Origin of the sequence: Paenibacillus cineris (assembly GCF_018333335.1) — a bacterium.
Classification (GTDB): domain Bacteria; phylum Bacillota; class Bacilli; order Paenibacillales; family Paenibacillaceae; genus Paenibacillus_AQ; species Paenibacillus_AQ favisporus.
The window spans coordinates 14,679-35,426 of the sequence record NZ_BORU01000006.1; the positions used below are offsets into that span (position 1 = coordinate 14,679).

Annotated in this window: 20 protein-coding genes; 9 read left to right on the top strand and 11 right to left on the bottom strand. The window is 56.0% G+C overall.

Translation table 11 applies throughout. The features are described 5' to 3' along the window. Positions 1-30: 30 nt before the first annotated feature. From KI379_RS32015 to yyaC, 5 genes are all read right to left on the bottom strand, one after another. The gene (locus tag KI379_RS32015) at positions 31-2,127 is read right to left on the bottom strand and encodes an O-antigen ligase family protein (RefSeq protein WP_212986075.1); all 2,097 of its coding nucleotides are present in this window, start codon (positions 2,125-2,127) and stop codon (positions 31-33) included. A gap of 159 nt (positions 2,128-2,286) precedes the next feature. Continuing rightward, a complete protein-coding gene (locus KI379_RS32020; RefSeq protein ID WP_089549862.1) occupies positions 2,287-3,495 on the bottom strand; it encodes a class I SAM-dependent methyltransferase in 1,209 nt (402 codons plus the stop codon). Positions 3,496-3,534: 39 nt separating this feature from the next. Continuing rightward, the gene (locus KI379_RS32025) at positions 3,535-4,188 is read right to left on the bottom strand and encodes a DUF6483 family protein (protein ID WP_212986076.1); all 654 of its coding nucleotides are present in this window, start codon (positions 4,186-4,188) and stop codon (positions 3,535-3,537) included. A 193-nt stretch (positions 4,189-4,381) separates the two neighbouring features. Continuing rightward, positions 4,382-5,176: an alpha/beta fold hydrolase gene (locus KI379_RS32030; protein ID WP_212986077.1), complete on the bottom strand. Its 795-nt coding sequence runs from the start codon at positions 5,174-5,176 to the stop codon at positions 4,382-4,384. Between the two features lie 92 nt (positions 5,177-5,268). Continuing rightward, complete coding sequence (yyaC, locus tag KI379_RS32035) at positions 5,269-5,847, bottom strand: spore protease YyaC (RefSeq protein ID WP_212986078.1); 579 nt, start codon at positions 5,845-5,847, stop codon at positions 5,269-5,271. A gap of 173 nt (positions 5,848-6,020) precedes the next feature. On the opposite strand from yyaC, the gene KI379_RS32040 reads away from it, so the two are divergent. Continuing rightward, positions 6,021-6,245, top strand: coding sequence for a DUF1128 domain-containing protein (locus KI379_RS32040; RefSeq protein WP_076176065.1), 225 nt, complete (start codon positions 6,021-6,023; stop codon positions 6,243-6,245). Positions 6,246-6,343: 98 nt separating this feature from the next. Here the strand turns inward: KI379_RS32040 and KI379_RS32045 are convergent, their stop codons facing one another. Both KI379_RS32045 and KI379_RS32050 read right to left on the bottom strand, forming a co-directional pair. Continuing rightward, complete coding sequence (locus KI379_RS32045; RefSeq protein WP_076176068.1) at positions 6,344-7,078, bottom strand: pirin family protein; 735 nt, start codon at positions 7,076-7,078, stop codon at positions 6,344-6,346. A 208-nt stretch (positions 7,079-7,286) separates the two neighbouring features. Continuing rightward, entirely contained in the window at positions 7,287-8,294 is a 1,008-nt protein-coding gene (locus KI379_RS32050; protein ID WP_212986079.1) for an asparaginase, read from the bottom strand. A 335-nt stretch (positions 8,295-8,629) separates the two neighbouring features. On the opposite strand from KI379_RS32050, the gene KI379_RS32055 reads away from it, so the two are divergent. The 3 genes from KI379_RS32055 (at position 8,630) to KI379_RS32065 (ending at position 9,795) form a co-directional block, all read left to right on the top strand. After that, the gene (locus KI379_RS32055) at positions 8,630-8,887 is read left to right on the top strand and encodes a GlsB/YeaQ/YmgE family stress response membrane protein (RefSeq protein WP_076176073.1); all 258 of its coding nucleotides are present in this window, start codon (positions 8,630-8,632) and stop codon (positions 8,885-8,887) included. A gap of 38 nt (positions 8,888-8,925) precedes the next feature. Beyond that, positions 8,926-9,366 carry a YtxH domain-containing protein gene (locus tag KI379_RS32060; RefSeq protein WP_089549860.1) on the top strand — a complete coding sequence of 147 codons (441 nt, stop codon included), beginning with the start codon at positions 8,926-8,928 and terminating at the stop codon, positions 9,364-9,366. 102 nt (positions 9,367-9,468) lie between these two features. Continuing rightward, complete coding sequence (locus tag KI379_RS32065) at positions 9,469-9,795, top strand: DUF5665 domain-containing protein (RefSeq protein ID WP_076176078.1); 327 nt, start codon at positions 9,469-9,471, stop codon at positions 9,793-9,795. Positions 9,796-9,900: 105 nt separating this feature from the next. Here KI379_RS32065 and KI379_RS32070 read toward each other — a convergent pair whose 3' ends face one another. After that, positions 9,901-11,070, bottom strand: a complete 1,170-nt coding sequence (locus KI379_RS32070) for a Gfo/Idh/MocA family protein (protein ID WP_244879522.1) — start codon at positions 11,068-11,070, stop codon at positions 9,901-9,903. Next, positions 11,067-13,472: a DUF4091 domain-containing protein gene (locus KI379_RS32075; RefSeq protein ID WP_212986080.1), complete on the bottom strand. Its 2,406-nt coding sequence runs from the start codon at positions 13,470-13,472 to the stop codon at positions 11,067-11,069. The genes KI379_RS32070 and KI379_RS32075 overlap by 4 nt, the downstream gene beginning before the upstream one ends. Positions 13,473-13,880: 408 nt before the next feature. Here KI379_RS32075 and KI379_RS32080 point away from each other — a divergent pair, with 408 nt between their 5' ends. The 4 genes from KI379_RS32080 (at position 13,881) to KI379_RS32095 (ending at position 18,442) form a co-directional block, all read left to right on the top strand. Beyond that, positions 13,881-14,774 carry an ABC transporter permease gene (locus KI379_RS32080; RefSeq protein WP_089549857.1) on the top strand — a complete coding sequence of 298 codons (894 nt, stop codon included), beginning with the start codon at positions 13,881-13,883 and terminating at the stop codon, positions 14,772-14,774. 12 nt (positions 14,775-14,786) lie between these two features. After that, positions 14,787-15,677, top strand: coding sequence for a carbohydrate ABC transporter permease (locus KI379_RS32085; protein WP_089549856.1), 891 nt, complete (start codon positions 14,787-14,789; stop codon positions 15,675-15,677). A gap of 47 nt (positions 15,678-15,724) precedes the next feature. Further along, a complete protein-coding gene (locus KI379_RS32090) occupies positions 15,725-17,341 on the top strand; it encodes an extracellular solute-binding protein (protein WP_089549855.1) in 1,617 nt (538 codons plus the stop codon). A gap of 105 nt (positions 17,342-17,446) precedes the next feature. Continuing rightward, the gene (locus KI379_RS32095) at positions 17,447-18,442 is read left to right on the top strand and encodes a LacI family DNA-binding transcriptional regulator (RefSeq protein ID WP_212986081.1); all 996 of its coding nucleotides are present in this window, start codon (positions 17,447-17,449) and stop codon (positions 18,440-18,442) included. A gap of 270 nt (positions 18,443-18,712) precedes the next feature. Here KI379_RS32095 and KI379_RS32100 read toward each other — a convergent pair whose 3' ends face one another. Then, positions 18,713-19,054: a winged helix-turn-helix transcriptional regulator gene (locus KI379_RS32100; protein WP_244879523.1), complete on the bottom strand. Its 342-nt coding sequence runs from the start codon at positions 19,052-19,054 to the stop codon at positions 18,713-18,715. 149 nt (positions 19,055-19,203) lie between these two features. Here KI379_RS32100 and KI379_RS32105 point away from each other — a divergent pair, with 149 nt between their 5' ends. Then, complete coding sequence (locus KI379_RS32105; protein WP_212986083.1) at positions 19,204-19,557, top strand: DoxX family protein; 354 nt, start codon at positions 19,204-19,206, stop codon at positions 19,555-19,557. Between the two features lie 134 nt (positions 19,558-19,691). Here the strand turns inward: KI379_RS32105 and KI379_RS32110 are convergent, their stop codons facing one another. Then, positions 19,692-20,660, bottom strand: coding sequence for a magnesium transporter CorA family protein (locus KI379_RS32110; RefSeq protein WP_212986084.1), 969 nt, complete (start codon positions 20,658-20,660; stop codon positions 19,692-19,694). Between the last annotated feature and the right edge of the window lie 88 nt (positions 20,661-20,748).

A 20,748-nucleotide genomic window follows, 5' to 3' on the forward strand; every position in this document is an offset into this window, starting at 1 on the left:
AACCGTTTGCATCCGGCTCCCCGCATACTGTCATTCCACCGTCCACCGAGCCCTCACGCCGGACAAAGCCGCAAGCTGCCTGCCCCATTCCCTGGCCTCGAACGTTAGGGCAAACTCCCGGTCATTACGAATGACCCGGAGCCGGGTGTCCTCCGCAGTGCGGGCGTAATCGTGGTATAGCCCGAAGCCATAGCGGGCGATGCGCCGGGCCTCCGTTTCATGCCCGGCGGTATACTCGGCCCGCGCGAGCTGCAGCAGGCACTCCAAGCTGCGCGTCCGCTCCCCTGCATTGTATTTATCCCGGCGGAGCGCAGCGCCGGTCCAATAAATAGCCTCTTCCGCATCGCCCCGCCGGCCGGTATTGTCGGCCATAGCCCACAGCAGCCCGGGATGATGCGGCGCATAGGCGAGGCTGCGGCGGAGGATGACCTCGGCTGCAGGCGGCGGGACAAGCCCGGCCAAATCCAGGGCGGCCGAATAGTCCGCCGGATTCCACCGCAGCGATGAGGCAAGGCGGGCCGCTGCTGCCTGGTTGTCGCGGCTCCTCAGCGCCTGCATATGCTCGGCGTGGCCCATATAGCCGCGGTACGCCAGGCAGGAGCTCCCTAAAGCGATGACAATCCAGAGGGACAGCAGCGCGGGGACGCGCCTGCGGATGCGCTCCGGCGGTGAAGCTGGAACGCCGCCGGTCTTCTTCACCACGGAGGAAGGCTCAGCCGCAGCCTGGGCAGCAAGCAGGAAAAACAGCAGCCACACCATCCCGTAGCTCCAATCGATATCGACTGCGCCGTGCAGGAGGAACGCGATGTAGGAAGGCAGCAGGCGGCGGCACCTCCTGAAGATCAGCAGTCCGGCGGCGGCCAGCATGGAGGTCAGCAGGGCGAGTCCGACGAGCCCTGTGTTCAGTAGCACATCCACGTACCCGCTGTGCATTTGGCTCCCGACATAGGGAGATGATTGGACTGCGCGGTAGGACAAGCGCCACGTATCGCCCCCTTGGCCCAGCAAGGGGGCCTCCTTCACCAGCGCCCAGGCGTCTTGGACCATCGCCTGGCGGGCAGACATCGTGCCGAACTTGTGCACGATGCGCTCCCGCACGGTGCCGAAGACGACGGCGGCACCAGCGGCCAGCAGCGCGCCGCCTGCCGCCGTGCCCAGGCGGCGGCGCCACGCGCCTGCGGCTTCGCCGCGCAGGCGCAGGAGCCATCGGCCGGCAAGCATGCTGCCGGCCCACAGCCCGGCCAGCGCGAGCAGGCCGGGCCACGGCTCCGCCGCCAGCTTGGCCGCGGCCAGCTGGCGGTACAGCAGCGCCGCGCCGGCCAGGGGCGCAGCGGCGAGCACGAGCGGCGCGGCCATGCGCCGCCGCTCCACTAGCAGGCCGGCGGCGCATGCCGCGCCGGCCGCCAGCCAGGCGCCGCGCGACTCGCTGAGGAGGAGCGCGGCGGCGTACGGCAGCAGCGGCAGGCTGCCGAGGAGCACGCGGCCGGGCGGTACTGCCGGCTGCCGCTGCAGCAGCGGGCCGAGCGCGAACAGCCGCTCGAGCAGAAACAACGCCATCACGGCGCCGAACGTGTTGGGATACTGCAGCATGCCTGCCAGCCGCGCGCCGATGGCGCTCACTTCGGGATCCGCCGTATAGGCGATGGCATAAGGCAGCGGGAACCATCCGTACACCGAAAGCAGCGCCGTCATAGCAAGAAGACCTCCGGTCATGTGCCACACCGCCGCAAGCACAAGCCTTCCCCTTTTGTCCGAACCCTGCACCCAGGCCAACACCACGAACGACCCATACAGCTCCCAGCGCAACGCCTGATTCCCGTCCCCGAGCACGGATACGGAACCGATCGCCCCATGAACGGCATAGAGAAGCATCATCAAAAACGGGCTGCACAGCACCCAGCCCACAAGCGGCGGCGCTTCGGCCACTCGGTTCAGCCGTTGCCATGCGGCTGTCTGGCCCCGGGTAAACCGGTACAGCCCCCATCCGCCCGCCCCGGCGCAAAATAGGCCAAAGCCAAGCCAAACCGGGTATAGATCCGCCGAAAAATACAAGCCGGAACGCCAGACCGCAGCCGCCATCACGGCAAACAGCGCAGCCCCCATCATCCACCGTGCACACTCTTTCATGCTCTACTCCTCACGCTCCCCTATCCTGGTTCTGTTAGCCAGTATTTCCCCAAGCTAACTTGCCGAAACGGGCAGCCCAAAAGCCGAGCCTTCGTCCTGTGCACTGCGATTATGGAAGCTGCGCTTCATATCGTCTGCCTATTTGAACTGCATTTTTGTTTACGATTGGCGGGTGCCATTCTCTTCCTGCTCCTGCCGGAGTGAGCCTTCGGGCAGCAAATCGGCACATGCCTTCTCCAGATAAGGAGAAGCGCTGAGCAAATCGCGGAACGCGGTATACTCCTGCCACAATTGATCCCGGTTGCCGCTGCTGCCTTTGACCGCGCGGATCAAAATGTTCTTGGGCGTATGCTCCAGATCGATGAATTCCAGAAGCTGCGTCTTATATCCCATCAAGTCCAGCAGTTTGGCCCGGATGGCATCGGTCGCGAGCGCCGAGAAGCGTTCTTTCAGGATGCCGTGGGAAAGGAGCGGTGACAGGGCGTCGTTCTTCACCTGGGAGAACAACTCATGCTGGCAGCACGGAACCGACAAGATCACCTGGGCGTTCCAGCGGACCGCCTTCTCGAGCGCGGCATCGGTCGCCGTGTCGCAGGCATGCAGCGTGACGACCATATCGACCTGCTCCAATTCGTCATAATCCGCAATGTCACCGACCAGAAACCGCAAATTTTGATATTCGAGCTTTTTCGCCAGCGTACTGCAGTGTTCGATGACATCCGCCTTCAGATCCAATCCGACAACATTCAGCACCCTTCGCTCCTGGACCGCCAAATAGTGATAGAGGGCGAAGGTCAGGTACGATTTGCCGCAGCCAAAATCCACGATGGTGATCGGGCGGCTGTCAGGAAGAGAGGGAAGGATGTCCTCAACCATTTCCAAGAAGCGGTTGATCTGTTTGAACTTATCGTATTTGCGGGCAAGCACCTTGCCCTGCTCGTTCATGATGCCGAGCTCGACCAGAAAGGGTACGGGTTCCCCTTCTTCCAGCACGTACTGCTTCTTGCGGTTATGCGCCAGATCCGCCGTCGTTTTGGTCGGGGACTTGGTCAGGATCGATACTTTATATTTTTTGCTGATCAGAATCTGGTAATCCGCCTCGGGCGTGCAGATCAGCGCCTGCCGGAAGGTCTGCTCGAACAGCTCTATGATCGTCTGCTCGGCCTCAGCGGCCGTCAGATTCTGATGCACCACTTTGTTGGGATGAACATAAGCCAGCTGGTAATGCACTTTTTTCTTTAATTCCACGGGTTTGATCTGGACTTTGGTGAAAGAAATTCCCTCACGTTTGCGAAGCTGGCTTAACGTCGCAGTAATCAAAGTCGACTCCCCGATGATGTCGTGAATCAATTTGCGTAATGCTTCCAAGAGAGTACATCTCGCTTTCAACTTAAGATAAGGCTCGCTTCAGGCATTGATTCTGCGCCGCAGCGTCTCCATGCCTTCCAGCACTTCGCTGCGCGGGAGCCCTCCTTGATTCAGGGCTTCGTCGTCCCGTTCAAGCAGCCTTTCATAGAAGGAAACACCTTCTTCTTCCGTGATTTCCCGCTGATCGAGCAGCCGGAAGAGCACGTTCTCGGCTTCGTCGAACCGGCCTTCCTTCTCCTCGTAGGACAGCAGAATCTTCTCGGTCTTGACCGGAAGACGGTATCCCTTCACTTCGTCCTTCAGCTCCGCCACGCGGTCCTGCAGCTGCAGCATGGAGCGCTGGGCCCCGTTCAGATCGGCGTATAGATAGAGGTGGAGCGATTTCATGAAACGTCTGAGCGCCTCATCCGCCTCTCCCTTGTCTTTGTACACGCCGCCTTCCTCCTGCAGGAGCCGGGCTACGGTCTGCAGCTTGTCAGCCTCCACGCCGCCGCCCAGGCGAAACATATCAATAATATCTTCTACGGATAAGGAATTTAACAGACGGGTATTGAGACGGAAGTTCTTGCTGAGCAGATCGTCGATTTCCCATAGGGCTTCGGCATATTTCTTCTGCTGTTTCAATCCGAACACTTTACCAACCATTTCGACCATATCTTCAACCATCTGTACGAGGTAATCTTTGCGGAACATGGATCGTCCTCCGTCCTTCCTTCAGATCAGCTTGTCAGCTTCCCTTTGATTGTAAGGCATTCGGGAGGCCAAAGCCAGTTCTTGCAGGACTCATCAGAAAAAGGGAAGAGCCAGACCGGAGCCGGCATAGAGTAGACCCGGGGAAAAGAAAAAGCCGGAAGCCTGGGTCCGGCTTCCGGTTGAGTCATACGGATTATGCGTTCTTCGTCTGCTGCATAAATTGAAGGATGACCCGCGCCAGTTCCTTCGGGGCTTCCATCATACTCATGTGGCCCGCCCCTTGGATCACGGCTTGGGTCACGTTCGGCTTATCCACCGTGAACACCTTCTCCGGCGGCGCGACGCTGTCATATTCTCCAGCAACCAGCAGCAGCGGCAGCACCGTCGCTGACATAACGTCCCGCCGGTCCGGGCGCTCCCGCATGGCGAGGGCGGCCCCAGCCGCTCCCTGCGGCGGTGTCAAATAACCGATTTCCTTGGCCCGTTGGATGAGCTCAGGATGAGTCTGGTCTGCATCCGGTGCAAACAGCCCGGGGATCAACCCGTCGATAAATGCAGTAACGCCTTCCGATTGGATCGTGCTGACTGCCTTCAGGCGCTTCTCCTTGCCTTCCTCGGTATCCGGATAGCCCGTCGAATGGATGAGGCCGAATCCGTTCAGCCGCGATGCGTAACGCTGTGCGAAGGATAGCGTCACATACCCGCCCATCGAGTGGCCGAGCAGCGTCACCTTCGGCAGGTCGAGCTCGTCCAGCAGCTTCAGGACGTCATCCGCCATCTGCTCCAGCGAGTAGGCGCCGAGCGGGGCGTCCGAGTGCCCATGGCCGCGCAGATCGACCGCGATGCACCGGTGGCTGCCCGACAGCAGCGGAACCAAAAGATCCCAGTATTCGGAGCTTCCGCAGAAGCCGTGGAGCAGCACAATCGGCTCACCTTGGCCATGATCGGAGTAACAAAGGGTATGACCGTCACAAATCAATTTTTCCATGATGACATCCTTCTTTCTATATCAGCTTGAATTTCGCCGGTATGATCGTAATAGATTTGCAAAAATGAAGCATATATTAATTATGTATATTATTAAGCCAAAGGCCATAACTTGAAACGGGCCTCTGCCTCCGCCCCGCTGAGTCCGAATCCTTCCGCCGCGGCAGACGCGATCTGGCCGGCCATCGACATGACCTGGTACAGCGAGGTCATCTGCAGCGTCGAATACGGCCGCGGCCCGTTGACATTGACGACGGCTGCCACGCTGTAATGCCCGACGGCCGGCAGCATACGGCCCACCGATCTGGCGGGGAGCAGCGGCTCGTCCGACAGCAAGTAGCTTCCGACCGAACCCGGATGTCCCAGACAGGCGTCCACCGCTACAACGGTATGGTCCGCCGGTATCTCTGCGATGGCCGATTCCAAATTGTGCGCGTCGCAAGGAGAGGACAGCGTGCCGATGACATTCGGGACGCCGTATAGGACCAGTTCGCTTCCCGTCAGCGGGCCGAGGGCATCCCCGGTGGACCTGTCGGTGCCGATACACACAAAAGTGATTTTATCCAGCGGATGGCGTTCATGAATCTGCCTGAAAAACGCGGTCAGCCCCTGCGCGTTCATCTGCTTGCTGCGCTTGGTGCCGCGGATATGGTGGGGATCTTGAAATGACATGCCCGGCCTCCTCCCTGCTTCGTTCATTCTTCATTCGATAGAATGATTTTACTGCAAAATGATCCGGTTGGAAAACGGGAGCTTCTGGATGGGACAAAAAAACAGAGTAACGGACGTAAAGACATGCTACAATAGAACACAAGCTTAGGCACAGGAAAGGATGGGCGCTTGACATGGATTTATCCCAAAAGACACCTGAAAATATAGAGTATATGATTGAAGGCATTAAAACGAAGCTGAGAATGGCCAGCGGCGCAGCCATGAATGCATCGGCGTTCTCCGTCGACCGGTATGAGGACATCCAGGACGTCTACGATCTGGTGATGTCCAAGGACAATCTGAGTATTTCCGAGGTGGAAGCGCTGGTCTCCGAGCTGGGACGTCTGCGTAAAGCGTAAGGCTCCCCTTTACATTTCGAAAGCCCCCTGATGTCCGGAACCGCTGTAATCAGTCGATTCCCGGAACATCCGGGGGCTTTTCCGTCAAGGGACAGCAATTAAGGTATATCCACCAGTACAAATTCAGACTCTCCTTCGCTGCTTGTTCCTTTAATATGAAGATCGCATGATTTTTTTACCCTGGCCGAGTCTCCGGGCTCCAGATGGAATGTCCCGTCGTCGCAGCCGATTTCCAGGTGACCCGAAATCAGGAACAGAAACGTCCTGCGGTCCTCTTTTTGCGGGAACACCAATTCCTGCCCGGTCTCCAGGATCGGAAAACAGATGGACACGTCGGCATGGATCTGAAGCGCATCCGGGGACTTCGGCAATCCTTCCGCCGATCCGCTGACAAGCGGAACCAGCTTGTTAAGCCTGTCCTGCCTCGGAAAATGGTGAGCTTTCCATGCGGGCCTGTGGCCTGGTGTGGACGGCAAGAACCACATTTGCAGAAAGCGGACCGGCTCCTCTTCCGACGGATTAGTCTCAGAGTGCATAACACCGGACCCTGCGCTCATGGCTTGAACGGTCCCTGCCGGCAGCTGAACCTGATTGCCCATGTCGTCACTATGTTCAAGCGTGCCGGAGATGACGTAGCTGACGATTTCCAAATCATGATGAGGATGTTTCTTAAAGCCTTGTTTCGGACTTAGCTGATTGTCGTTATGGGCCAATAAGCAGCCAAAATGCGCATTGCTCGGATCATCATAATCGGCAAACGAAAAGCTGAATTCGCTGTGGATCCATCCCCGCTCCGACGTATGGCGCTCCGCTGAAGTCACTACTTTAATCATTTCCATCCACCTCCATGAACTGCATATGTTATTGGAATATGTAATTCTTACCCCCAACTTCGAAGGGCTAATCAGCCCACCCTCGTTCTAGCCGTTAAAGACGGCATGGGCATGAAAAAGCCCCTCACTGCACGCAGCGGGGGCCAAGGATTTCCTCCAAGAGCATTCATTTACTTCTATATATCAATCCAGACAGGCACCTCTGCCTCTAGCGGGACCGCTCCAGCGTAAATACGGTTTCGGCGTGACCCACCTTCCGGCCGGCATCATTGTAGATGTCTTTGGTAAATTCGGATCGCAAGCCCTCCAAAAGACGGCGGTTATCATACCCGATCTGCTCGAGAATGGATTCGACCACCCAGCCCCATTCTTCTTCCGATCCGTCCAGTATTTTCAGGGCGATGCCGAGCCGCTCCTTTTTCAGACCGAAACAATACACGCCTTTGAAGCCGCCTTTGGCGACAATGTTCGGGTCCTGCAAAATAAACGTGTCCACCCGGCGGGTTCCGCCGACCATGGCCGGATAATGGTTCATGGCTGCTGTGATCGTTCTCACGGCCGTCCGCGTCGGTTCGTCCGGAATGAGGTCCGGGCAGGCCAGCTTCACATAAGCGTTAGCCATGGCGGACAAAGGCAGCGCAAAAACCGGAAAGCCGCAGCCGTCCGTTCCCAGTCCAATCCGTTCCGTTTCCATGCCGCTCATCATCGCAATGACATCCAGAATTTCCCGCTGCGCAGGATGATCCGGTTCGGCATAGGTCTCCTCCGGGTTATGCCGCATCCGGCTGTAGCCCAGCACACCCAAATGCTTTCCGGAACAATTGTGGTACAGACGCCGCTTGCGTCCTTGTTCGCGAATGGTGTGCTCCTTGCTGTCTTCACTTAGAGGATATGTCGGCGCACACACCATCTGCTCCTCGTCCACCCCGATTTTCCGCTGAATGTTCTCCAGCACTTCGATATGCCGGGGTTCTGCCAAATGGGAAGCGGCCATAATGGCGATTTCCTCTTCAGTCAGCCCGTAATAATCCGCGATCCCCGCCCGAATCCCGGGAATGGCCTGCAGCGGCTTGGCCGCCGAACGCGTAAAGGTGACAAAAAGGGGATCTCCCGCCGACGCGTACACCTCGCCTTGATCATTTACGATACATATATGTCCATAATGGGTACTTTCCACGATTCCGGCCCGATACTCTTTCACCAATAAAGCGTCCATACAGCCTCTCTCCTTTTCTGGTTGCCTACCTATGATACAACTTATTCACAGCATAATAAAGTTGATTGCCTACAGACTCATTTCCGGTTTAAAAAAAGATGGACACTCCACGATATTTGTAAAGCCACTTAAATGGCCGATTCATTAATAATATCCCATGTATTCGAAAGCATTCCCCATATTTCGCTGATTATCTTCCTTTTTCACCTCTGTTGTTTCACACCATTTCTCACCGTTTATATACGAAGTAAGATCGACGCGTTGACACCATGTCACAGCAGGTTATGCCGCATTTAGAGAATTTTATCAAACCTTATAAAAAGGAGGCGATCGTCATGTGGGGTATTATCATCAGTATCGTCATGGCCATCATTATCGGGATTATCGGTGATGCCATCGCAGGACACAACATGCCGGGAGGCGTGATCGGCGCCATGATCGCTGGCTTTGTAGGCGCATGGGTTGGAGCTTGGCTGTTCGGCGACTGGGGTCCTGTCATCGGTAACTTCGCCGTAATTCCGGCGATTCTCGGGACGGCGATCTTCGTCTTTATCCTTGGCCTGATCAGCCGCTTGTTCTCGCGTACCACCTAAATTGATATACACCAATAATAAATTAAGGAGTGATTGGTATGAATAAAGCAGAGACGGAATATCCGGTTCAAAGCGGAAGCAACTTCTTCAAGGGCGTATTTATCGGAGGCTTGCTGGGGGCGGCGGCGGCGCTGCTGTTTGCGCCGAAGGCCGGACGCGAGCTGCGCGGGGATCTCTCCGACAAGCTGAGCGTCGTTACCGACAAGACGAAGGAAGTGGCCTCTGTCGTGACAGAAAAGGCAACGGATCTGGCTAAGACGGTATCGTCCAAGACGACCGATCTCGCCAAATCCGTCAATGAAAGCAAAAATACGATTATGGAAAGCGTCAAGCAGGCTTCGGCCGACGTGGCGGATGACATGAAGAGCGCATCCGGCGACGTTGCAGACGATGTCAAAAGCGCTTCTAAGGATGTCATGGACAAATCAGCCGATGCATCCAGCGATATCCGCCGGGAGCTTAATAAGACTTCTTACTAAGCTGCCGATTCACCCGATAGCCAGCTGACCAGCTGGCTATTTTCGTGCACAGGTCCGTGATCATTAAAGCCGGAATACCGGCTGAAGAAGGAAGGGATTCTGATGAGCAAAGCCAATCCTTATGACGTGGATGAACATCCTTTTGAGCTAAGGCACGAAGTGAAGAGGCTGAACAACCGCCTTGACCAGATTGCCGATTCCCTGGAGCGGTCCGAGCTTCAAGATATGATCGAGAACTATACAAACACCAAGAAGCGGCTGATCACCAACTTTACGGCCGGCTTGTCCCGCGGGCTTGGCCTGTCTCTTGGAACCTTTGTGGTGCTTGGCCTGCTCGGATACGTCTTAAGCTTGTTTGTCGATATGCCGGTGATCGGCCAATACATTGCCAACCTGCAGGATTACATCACCCAATACAAATCGCAGTAACGGATCTTTGGATGATCAGTTTAAGGGATAAGAAGAACGTCAGTCGACGATTCATATTAAAAAAAACGGATGGTTCCGGGGAATCCCGGGCCATCCGTTTTGGCGTTATGAAGGTGCCGGTTCTCCGTCCATCGCGAGGGTGACCGGTTCGATCTCCAGAAAGGCGCTCGTCTCAGCCGACTCCCTCGCCTTCAGGCAGATTAGGGCGCTCCGCAGACCGCCTTCGAGATCCGGGCCTGCCGCAGCCTTGCCTGCTAACCTTTCGACGAAGTGGCCAGCCAGCGCGGCGTCCCCGCCAAAATGGCGGCCATTCGCCTCAAGCTGGTATGTCTCGACTTGTGGCGTATGATGCAGATCGACCCGAACCGTTTGCGTATAAAAATCAAACTCGAGCGTCCCTTTGTAGCCCAGCAGCCGGGCGCCGCGCCTTGCCGCACCCCGGCGGGCGAAGAAGTTCTGCGAATAGCTCACGTGCATACCGCTGTCGTACATGAGCATGGCGCTTCCCGAATCCTCGTTGCCCGTGTCCCTGGCGAAACAGCAGTAATCCTGAATCCCGAAGCCGGAATCATCGGCAGTTACTCTTTCGGCACAGTCCGCCTCCTTGCACGCGGAGCAGCGCAGACCGGCCGGCTTGTCGCCCCGGAATACCCTCTTAGAGGTCATGGCCCCGATCCGGACAGGAGTCCCGCCGATGATATGGTGAATATAGTCAAAATCATGTGTAGCCTTCTGCAGGAACAAACCGCCCGTCTCCTGCTCGTCACGGTACCAGTCGTGGAAATAGACCCCGCCGTAGGGGACGTTGTTCACCGCCTGAACATGCTCCACCGTGCCGATTTTGCCAGAATCGACGATTTCCTTCACCAGCTGAACGATCCCCGACATCCGGAGCGGGAACGAGACGACGACCGGCGACGCGGATTGGCGGGCAGCCTCGTGGAGCCTGGTCCAGTCGGCCATTTGGGTGGCCACGGGCTTTTCAAGAAAAAGCGGAATGCCCCGGGCGAGCACCTTGACTGCCATTTCCGCATGCAGGCTGCAGCGGGTGCCGATCAGAACGGCATCCAGTGCTTCCCTCTCCAGCATGTCGTCAGCCTTCGCGTAAAACCGCGGGTCCCACTTGGCTGCAGCAAGCGGTCCCATTCGGTGCCTCACCCGATCCGGATCAACGTCGGTCACAGCGGCAACTTGCAGTCCAGGGACGAACGCTTCCATTTCGCGGATCATCAAGCTGATCCGAAACCCGTAGCCGATCACGCCGAGCCGCATCATCCAGCTCCCTGTTCCGAACCAGGAACCATCGTGCCACCTGGAGTTTTCGAGGTGAGCCGGAAGCTGTCAAAGTACAGCCTAAACGGCTGCTCCAGCTGGAACATCCACAGCTCGATGCCTTTCATCTGCGTCAAATCCAGCTGCACTTCCCGCAGCGGCACGGTGATCGTCCGTGTCTGTCCCGCCGGCACCGAGACGAAGTGTGTATCATCCGAGCTGCCGTTCGTCTGATGAAATTTGACATAGAAGACCGCGGTCCGGTCAGGATTCGGATTCCGGACGTCAAACTGCAGCGCGCCATAGGAAGACCAGTCGGCGGTCGCAAACCCGGTACCCGCGCCAAACAGGCGGATGTTCGGGAACTTTACGCCCGAGGAAAAATCGGCCTGCAGCCCTTGACCGCCGCTGGTCGAGAAGGCATCTGTCAGGTGAAGCGTTACGCCTGTCTTGGTCCAGCGGGACACATCGGCTTCCGAATCCGCCTCGTTCAGCGGAGCCGCGTACGGATAACTCTCAGCTACCTGCAGTTTGCGTACGGAAGTCTTCGTCTCTCCATTCTTCGTTACCGCTATCTCTACCTCGTGCATCCCCGGCTCAAGCGTTAAAGTCCGCTCAAATTTGTCGTAGCCTGCACCGGTATCGGATGCCTCCAGGGGCTCTCCGTCAATCTGCACTTGCGCTCCCTTAGCCGTATAAACGGAGAACGTCCGGCTCGATTCGTCCGGCTTGCGGACCGTGACCAGCGGGACGCCTTGGGGATCATCTGCGAGCTGCGCAATGAGGCCCGCCACCTCTTTGCGTACTTCCAGCAGACGTTCCGGCTCCTCCGGATAATCCCGCATATTCGTGTACAGCTCGTCGAAGAACGGCTGAAGCACGTCATGCGCAGCGAATTCGTCTCCCAGGCCCAAGGATGCAGCCGATTGCTTCACAAGCTGCTCCAGCCGCCACAAATATTCGTAATCCTCCGCGCCTTCGCGGAGATTCTCCAGCCGCAGCGTCGGTACCGGTCCGTCGATGCCCAGATCATAACCGGGATAGAACAAATAACCGTCGCCATTCGCTCCAGGGAAGGCGATCGGATCGGTCCATACGTCCCGGGGGACGTACTTCTGGCCGTTCCATTTCTGAAAAATGGTCGTCGACCAGTACAGCGTCCCTTCCACGCCATAATCCTTCTGCTCCCAGGACAGCAGCCGGCTGCCCAGCAGATCGTCGTCGGTATGGTAGGTCGGGAACGGATCCTTCGGCACGACGCTCGTATACCACCATACATGATCCCCGCTTGCCTGAAGCTGATGCGCGAAGCTCTCGTCGTATTTATTGACGAGCGCCACCCACGAATGAACGCTGCCCGTCAGCTCATCGACCGGCTGCGTCGTGTTAAAGCTGCGCACGTCCGGTGCCGCCTCCCTCAGCTGCTCGGCGATGCTGACGACCTGAGGATACCTCGCCGGTCCCGGTTCATCCACCATGCTCGGGTAGAAGTAGGCTTTGTCCAGCAGCCCCTTGGAGCGGAGCAGGTCGACCAAGGCTTGGATTTTCGGTACATCTATCGACCCGTCGGTTTTGGTATACACCGGCAGCCGGTAAGCGGATACCTTGGGATTCTTAATATAAGGCTCGGCTCTCCGGACGAATTCCTCCACATCGCCGGTCGGCACCGGGAGGTAGCTCGGGGTCAGCCTCTCCTCGACCGATGCCCAGTAATACTTATCCAGCAGGCTCCAATAAGCTTCCCCTTCGACTCCTCCGTGCGCGGCGGCAACCTGGTCCCCCCATAGGGTAAACGCTGTTTCCGCATGGCTTTCATCGGTCAGCTCGAAGTCCCATACCGTAAACGAGATCGGTATCCGTACCGGGTTTCCCGTCTCGTGCAGCATGATCTCCCCCGTGTAGTTTCCGGCGGGCAGCCCTTTCGGCACATGCACTTTAACGTATATCCCCTGATTTCGTCCGGCTTCGACCTGCAGCGTCCCGTTCAGAGGGACAAGCGCATCAGGGTACCAGCCGGCAGGATACGCGCCGGTCGTCGGCTTCGTGACTTGTATGTAATGCTCTGTGAACAGCTCGATCTGATCCTTGCCGATCTTGGCGCTGCCCCCCTCCTGCTTCAGCTCGCTGATGCTGACCTGAAGGCGGCTGAGAGCTTGATCCCCGGCGTGAACGATCACCTGTCCGCCTTCGTATTCGTTACGCGCCGCCGCCATCTGAAGTATAGGCGCCGCCTGCTGCGGCACCGGATCGTCCCGGAGAATTTTATCCATGTTCGTCGGAACGTACACCGCAAACGACGGAGAGCTTTCTGCCCGCGCAGCCGCCGGGCTCCACCAGCCTGTACCCAGCTGCATCCCGGCCAGCAGCATGGAAGCGGACACCGCCATCATCCCTTTCCTTTTCATCCAAACAGCCTCCTTAAGCCATAATGATGATCCTTCCTTGGGGCCTATCATCTCCGAGTCAACCGGACAACATGGTCCCGCAACCTACAAACATTCATAACGTGTTATGTAAACTCCAGTTGGTTTCGATCGCAGTAATTTTTACAAATTCACCTCCTGTCTATGTTTTTCTCCGCAATACCTCTGAACACAAAAAGTAACGAACGTTATTTTTCCTAATTATGGCAGGTAGAATATAACATGATAAATACCTGGGGTCAATCCTTTTGAAACTCCTTATTCAGACTGTAATTTCTATGTTAAATTTCAAAAAAACGCTTGACTTTTAAGTCCCGTGCCCTAAAAATGTGGAATTAAAAACAGGCTCATTTTTATAACGCGTTATTAAATTTGTTTGGAGGCGCCGCTATGAGAGTGTTCAGGAAATACTGGGATTTATATCTGCTCATCCTTCCCGTCTTGGTGTATGTGCTCGTCTTCCACTACTATCCGATGTTCGGCCTACAGATTGCCTTCAAGAATTTTGTCGCCGTCAAAGGCATTTGGGGCAGTCCATGGACCGGACTCGACCACTTCCAGCGCTTCTTCGACAGTTATTACTTCTGGCGCCTCATCCGCAATACGCTGGGCATCAGCTTGTATGAGCTGGCCGTCGGTTTTCCGGCCCCTCTTCTCCTCGCGCTGATGATTCACGAAGTCCGTCACCGCTCTTTCCGCAAATTTGTCCAAACCGTCACCTATGCGCCGCATTTCCTGTCCATGGTCGTTCTGGTCGGCATGGTCCTGATGTTTCTGTCGCCGCAAAAGGGCGTCGTCAATCATCTCATAACCTGGTTCGGCGGCGAGCCGATCTCCTTCCTGACTGAACCCGAATGGTTCAAGACGGTGTATGTACTCTCGGGCGTCTGGCAGTCTGCAGGCTGGGGATCCATCATCTATCTGGCTGCGCTCGCCGGCATTGATCCGGGCCTTCATGAAGCCGCTATCATTGACGGAGCCAGCCGCCTGCGCCGGATTTGGCACATTAACCTCCCCGGAATCATGCCAACCGTCGTGATCCTGCTGATCCTGAACCTCGGCAGCCTGATGGGGGTTGGCTTCGAGAAGGTCTATTTGATGCAAAACAGTCTGAATAAAGAAAGCTCCGACGTCATTGCCACCTATGTCTATCAAAGCGGCATTCTCGGTTCCCAATACAGCTTCTCGGCCGCAGTCGGATTATTCAATTCGGTGGTGAACTTTATTCTGCTGGTGATCGTCAACGCCGCCGCGCGCAGGCTGAACGAAACCAGCCTTTGGTGAGGAGGGATTCCCGTGGATCATCCAACGATCGGCGACCGCATTTCGGGGGCATTGATTTACGCCGCCTTGGCTGTCATTCTGGTTCTTGTGCTTTATCCGCTCATTTATGTGCTGAGCGCATCGGTCAGTGAGCCTTCCGCCGTGATCGAGGGCCGAATGTGGCTGTTTCCCGTCGACTTGACGTTTACCGGGTACAACAAAATCTTCCACAACGAAGAAGTGCTGATCGGCTACCGCAATACGATTCTCTACACCGTGGTCGGGACGGCCATCAACCTGTTCATGACGACCGCCGCGGCCTACCCGCTATCCCGGAAGGACTTTGCAGGGCGCGGTGTCATTACCGCCATCCTCGTGTTCACCATGTTCTTCAGCGGCGGCCTGATCCCTACATACCTGCTCATCAAAAGCCTTCATATGATCAACACCATCTGGGCGCTCATTCTTCCGGGTGCCGTGTCGGTCTATAACATCATCATCATGCGCACCTTCTTTCAAATGAGCATCCCGCCGGAGCTTCAGGAAGCGGCGGCGATCGACGGCTGCGGCAATCTGCAGACGCTGTGGCGGATCGTGCTTCCGCTGTCGATGCCCATTCTTGCGGTCATGGTGCTCTTTTACAGCGTTGGACACTGGAACTCTTATTTCAATGCCCTCATTTATCTGTCCGAGCGCAGCAAGTTTCCGCTTCAGCTGTTTCTCCGTGAGATCCTCGTCAAGGGGGAAGTCGACAACATGGTTCAGGGCGGAGCGGCCATGATCGGCCAGGACCAGCAGATTCTGGATGCCGAGATTATTAAATACGCCATGGTGGTTGTCGCTAATGTTCCCATTTTTCTGCTGTATCCGTTCCTGCAAAAGTACTTCGTCAAAGGCATTATGATCGGCGCGATAAAGGGCTAATCCGCTCTTGTCGATAAATTTGATGTGTTCAGGGAGGTCTTATCCGTATGAAATGGAAAAAAGGCGCGCAGCTGCTGACTACGGTTTTGATGGTGACCGGGATCCTCGCAGGCTGCAGCGGGGGTTCTGGAAACGGGCAGGCGGAGGAAAAGCCCGGCGGTGAAAGCAGCGGTAAATCATCCGTTAGTGCAACCGGGTTTCCTATCGTGCAGCAGCCGATTACGCTGAACTTCTTTGCCGGGCAGGCGGCCAGCGCGCCCCCGGACTGGAACAAGGTCGAGATTTGGAAGGAATATGCGGCAAAGACGAACGTCAACGTCAACTGGCAGCTTACGCCTGTGGACAGCCTGACCGAAAAACGCAACCTGCTGCTGGCGGGCGGGGATCTGCCCGACGCCTTCCATACGGCGAGGTTTACCAGCGTCGATCTGGCCAACTACGGTGCTCAGGGGCTCTTGATCCCGCTGAACGACCTGATTGACCAATACGCCCCTAACTTTAAGGCGCTGATGGAAAAGCATCCGGAAATCAAGAAAGGACTGACGATGCCCGACGGCAACATCTACTCCCTCCCCACCTTCTACGATCCCGATTTCAAATCCGTCGTCATCGGCTCGGAGCTGTGGATCAACAAAAAATTCCTTAGCGCACTCGGAATGAAAGAACCGACCACGACTGAGGAGTTCTATCAGTATCTGAAGGCTGTGAAGACAGGTGACCCGAACGGTAACGGCAAGAACGACGAAATTCCGTACGCAGCCAGCGGAGTCGGAGGACTGCTCGATCAGCTGAAGGGCTCTTGGGGTCTCGGCAACCGGGGGAACACCCACCCCCGAGTAGATATGGACCCGGATACCGGCAAGCTGAGATTTATTCCGGCGGATCCGAAGTACAAGGAGCTTTTGCAGTATGTGAACCGGCTGTATAAGGAGAACCTGTTCATTCCTGAAATTCTGACGATCAAAGGCAATGAGGTGCTCGCCAAAGGCAAGGACGGCCTGTACGGCTCCTTTATGTACACCAATGCTGATACGTTCGGCGACCATAAAGACGATTATACGGGCGCAAACGCCTTGACCGGCCCGGGTGGGGAGCGGCTGTTCTCCCGGGCACGCTCCCCGCTCGTGGATGCCGGCGCCTTCGCCATCACCAGCAGCAACAAGTACCCGGAAGCGACGATGCGGTGGGCGGATTACTTCTACAGTGAGGAAGGCAGCACGATGTTCTTCATGGGCATCAAGGACAAAAGCTATGTCGTCAAACCGGACGGCTCTGTGGACTACACCGACGAATACAAGGCCGATCCAGAATTCGGGAAGAAGTACGTCACCTGGGCCGGCGGATATTATCCGGCGATGCTGACAGCCAAAACGTTTAAGGGCGGCGAGAGCTCGCCGGCAAACCTGGAGGCTGCGAAAAAAATCGAGCCTTACTATCCGGAAGAGGTATGGCCTCCATTCACCTATACCCAGGATGAAGTGGCCCGCTTCACCTCGCTTGAAACCGACATCAGCGCCTATGTCGAAGAAATGACGACCAAATTCGTGACGGGGGATGCCCCGTTCTCCGAATGGGACAATTACGTGGCCACGCTCAAAAAAATGGGGCTGGATGAATACATGGACATCTATAACCAAGCTTACGAACGGTACAAGAAGGAATAGGCAACTTTTTTCAACGGAAATCGACCTATGCTATAATACAGCAAAGAACAGCCCGCAAGGCAGCCCATGTCTCGCCGCCACGGTTACAAGGAGAGTGTAATACGCATGTCCGTTACAAAAAAAGAAATTGCCGAGTACCTCGGCGTGTCCCGCTCCGCGGTTTCCCTCGTTCTCAATAACGCGCCGGGCAGCACGATTTCGGAAAAGACGCGCCAAAGGATCCTTCAGGCCGCCAGGGAACTCGGATACCACGGGGCGGATGTCACGCCGAAGCTGTGCTTTATTTTGTACGGACGCGCCCCCGACGACCCCAGGTACATGTACGACCTCGCGACGATTGAGCAGGCGGCAAGCCGCCACCATTTTTCGCTGCTGTTTATGAACGTGCAGGCGGATGCCGAGGGGCTCGAAAAGATGCGCAAGGCGGTCCTGAGCAAGGAGGCGGAGGGCTACTTCGTGACAGGCGATCTGGACGATAAAGCGATCGACCTAATTACCGAAGCCAAGGTACCCTATCTTTTCTACGGGGGCATCCCCCGTGAAGGCACGAACAGCATCGTGATGGATCATGAAAAAGGGGCTTACGAGGCCGTGAAGTATCTGCTGTCGTTCGGGCACAAACGGATCGCCTTCTTCAGCGGGAATTTGAACATTCCCATTCATCAGAAAAACCTGAACGGCTACTACCGCGCGCTGGAGGAAGCCGGGATTCCACTGGACAAATCGCTGGTCCAGGCCAGCAGCGGCGAAGACGGCTACGAGCTGTGCGCCCGGATGAATGTGCTCGATATCGGCTATACGGCGGTATTTTCCGTCAATACGGTTATTCAGTTCGGTGCCCTGCAGTGGCTGAAGGAGCATGGCGTGCAGGTTCCCGGCGAGGTCAGCCTCGTCGGTTACGGCTTCTCGGAGCTGGCGAAGCTGAGCAAGCCGCCGCTGACCACCTTTTACGTCGCTCCTGCGAGCCGCGAGCTGGCGGTTAACCGGATGATCGAAATGATCCGCAGGAAGGATCTGGAGCCCCAAGTGACCTATTTGACCGAGATGGAGTGCTTTCCCGGAGAGACGGTTGCCGCGAACACGGCGAACACGAAGCTTTAAGCAATGACAAGCGTAAGGTCGGGACTGGTGTTCCGCCCATCGAAGTAGACAGCTATAGGAATAAACCAGGCAGCCTTAGTACGGTGCTCCACCGGACTAAGGCTGTTTCATTTTAGGCGCTTCCTGTTTTCGTTCTATTCGATTACCATCGTATAGCATTCTCTCGATAAATCATTCTTGACTTAATCCAAACCAAAAAAAGCCGGCGGCTGCCGGCTTACGTTACATGAAATGCTCCCTTGAACGATGCCGCATGCAGAATATGCCCCGTCACTCTGCCCGCTCTTCCCCATAAAGCTCCGTCAGGTGAGCAATGTGATTGACTCCCCAATCATTCATCGCCTGCAGCAATGGCGTCATGCGTTGACCGTATTCAGTTATGGAATATTCGACCCTTGGCGGGATCTCCTTATAGACCTCACGATGCACGATATCGTGATACTCCAGTTCCCTTAACTGTTGGGTCAGCATTTTCTTCGTGATGTCCGGGATCGATTTCTGAAGCTCGCTGAACCGCATCGTTCCATGGTTCAACAGACGGAGCAAAATCACCGGCTTCCATTTCCCGATCAGGATATCCAGCGCCGTTTCAAACTTACAATAAGTATTCACGCACATCCTCCTATCCCTTGATTGGCTTAAGGTATATTTTTCGATACTACGTTTATTTAAAGTGCCTACTTCCATCATCCCACCCTTACTCCCTATTATATATCCATGGTTAGAGACGAAACAGAGCCAGGATAAGGAGCAGTGAAGACATGAACGTTGTACTTTGGATTGTGCAAGGAATCTTAGGAGCCGGATTCCTATATTCCGGTTGGATGAAGGCGTTTCAGCAGGAACAAGCGCGAACGGCCTGGCCGTGGGTTGGAGACGTACCTAAACCACTCGTTTGGGGGATCGGAATGGTGGAATTGGCCGGGGTTCTCGGGGTGATTTTGCCTTTGGCCACGGGGATCGCACCAATATTAACACCGATCGCTGCACTCGGCCTGGCCGTGACGGTACTGCTCGGCGCCGCTTTCCATGTGAGTCGGAAGGAATATAAAGAGATTGGCATCAATATCGTGTTTCTGGTGCTGGCAATCGTAGTCGTTATCGGCCGCTGGTAACGGCGTTAAATGAACAATCCCCTCCAAGCATACGGCTGTGCGCTAACTCAGCACTTGTTTGCTTGCAGGGGATCTATCCGTCGTGCGGGATTAACCGATTAACTCGAGTCCTGTTTTTGATATTCGGCGGGATGCTAGATCTTCGATTTTTTGGATTTGACCTTGAGCAAATCGCCAGTCCATCCCTTCCGGTGCATCCAAAGGTACATGATGGCGGTGCTGAGGAACGTGATCAGCATGATCCCGACGAACCCCCATGGCACCTTGATGCCCGGCAGGTTCTCGAAGTTCATCCCCCAGATCGCGCCTGCTACGGTGGCCGGAGTAAAAATCGCCGTCAGGATCGTCAGCGTCTTCATGATTTCGTTGCCGCGGAACGCCGAAATGGCATCATCGATGGATATCAGTGTATCAATCTCATCTTCGTAATGGCGGAACGCCCGGTCCATCCGCTCGATCCGGTGCAGGAGCTGCATGAACGGCCGGCTGTTCTCCAGCTTGTCCAAATACCCCTCTCTGGCAGCCGCGATCAGCTCCTGAAACGGCGTGAACAGATTGCTCCAATACAGCAAAGCAAACCGCGAGTTCAGGATTTTGTCCATCAAATACCGCTGGTTATCCATCTCCATCGCATGCTCCAGCTTGCGGAGGTTCGCTTCGAAATGATCCAGCCCGAGATGAAAATAGTGCAGAATCGTCCGGGCCAGCACGAACATGCCGTCTACCGCACTGTGGCATTGGTGCAGCATGGCCGTACGTTCTTCGGTAGCCATGATTTCGCGGGTATTCTGATCCAGGTTGATCGTAATCAGCTTGTCGCGCTGGACGTAAAAGTGAACCCGGTCCACGTGCGCGCTGTCCTCCACTTCCGCTTTGACCGAGTAGGGCAGCGTGCCGAACATGACGGCATCCACGCCGTTGGGAAACCGGACGGACATATAGTTCTGTGCGATGTTCGGGATGACTTCCAGCCATTCCTCGATCAAAGGGCACGCTTCCTGCAGCTGCCTGAAGTCTTCCGATGACCAGTCCTCCACCACCAGATCATGCCATGTCCAGTGACCCGCAAAAGATAATATATTGCTTGAAACCTCAGCCGCCATATGACCCCGCCTCCTCTATCTCACCATCCATATCTTTGTTCACCAAAAAGGACACGCCGTATATTCTCAAGGGAGAACTGGCGTGTCC

Bases quoted from the DNA above. Each gene is read 5' to 3' on its own strand.
- KI379_RS32105 (WP_212986083.1), top strand. From the start codon at position 19,204: ATGAACGTTGTACTTTGGATTGTGCAAGGAATCTTAGGAGCCGGATTC.
- KI379_RS32060 (WP_089549860.1), top strand. From the start codon at position 8,926: ATGAATAAAGCAGAGACGGAATATCCGGTTCAAAGCGGAAGCAACTTC.
- KI379_RS32080 (WP_089549857.1), top strand. From the start codon at position 13,881: ATGAGAGTGTTCAGGAAATACTGGGATTTATATCTGCTCATCCTTCCC.
- KI379_RS32040 (WP_076176065.1), top strand. From the start codon at position 6,021: ATGGATTTATCCCAAAAGACACCTGAAAATATAGAGTATATGATTGAA.
- yyaC (WP_212986078.1), bottom strand. From the start codon at position 5,847: ATGTCATTTCAAGATCCCCACCATATCCGCGGCACCAAGCGCAGCAAG.
- KI379_RS32015 (WP_212986075.1), bottom strand. From the start codon at position 2,127: ATGAAAGAGTGTGCACGGTGGATGATGGGGGCTGCGCTGTTTGCCGTG.
- KI379_RS32070 (WP_244879522.1), bottom strand. From the start codon at position 11,070: ATGATGCGGCTCGGCGTGATCGGCTACGGGTTTCGGATCAGCTTGATG.
- KI379_RS32030 (WP_212986077.1), bottom strand. From the start codon at position 5,176: ATGGAAAAATTGATTTGTGACGGTCATACCCTTTGTTACTCCGATCAT.
- KI379_RS32055 (WP_076176073.1), top strand. From the start codon at position 8,630: ATGTGGGGTATTATCATCAGTATCGTCATGGCCATCATTATCGGGATT.
- KI379_RS32025 (WP_212986076.1), bottom strand. From the start codon at position 4,188: ATGTTCCGCAAAGATTACCTCGTACAGATGGTTGAAGATATGGTCGAA.
- KI379_RS32045 (WP_076176068.1), bottom strand. From the start codon at position 7,078: ATGATTAAAGTAGTGACTTCAGCGGAGCGCCATACGTCGGAGCGGGGA.
- KI379_RS32075 (WP_212986080.1), bottom strand. From the start codon at position 13,472: ATGAAAAGGAAAGGGATGATGGCGGTGTCCGCTTCCATGCTGCTGGCC.
- KI379_RS32065 (WP_076176078.1), top strand. From the start codon at position 9,469: ATGAGCAAAGCCAATCCTTATGACGTGGATGAACATCCTTTTGAGCTA.
- KI379_RS32050 (WP_212986079.1), bottom strand. From the start codon at position 8,294: ATGGACGCTTTATTGGTGAAAGAGTATCGGGCCGGAATCGTGGAAAGT.
- KI379_RS32090 (WP_089549855.1), top strand. From the start codon at position 15,725: ATGAAATGGAAAAAAGGCGCGCAGCTGCTGACTACGGTTTTGATGGTG.
- KI379_RS32095 (WP_212986081.1), top strand. From the start codon at position 17,447: ATGTCCGTTACAAAAAAAGAAATTGCCGAGTACCTCGGCGTGTCCCGC.
- KI379_RS32110 (WP_212986084.1), bottom strand. From the start codon at position 20,660: ATGGCGGCTGAGGTTTCAAGCAATATATTATCTTTTGCGGGTCACTGG.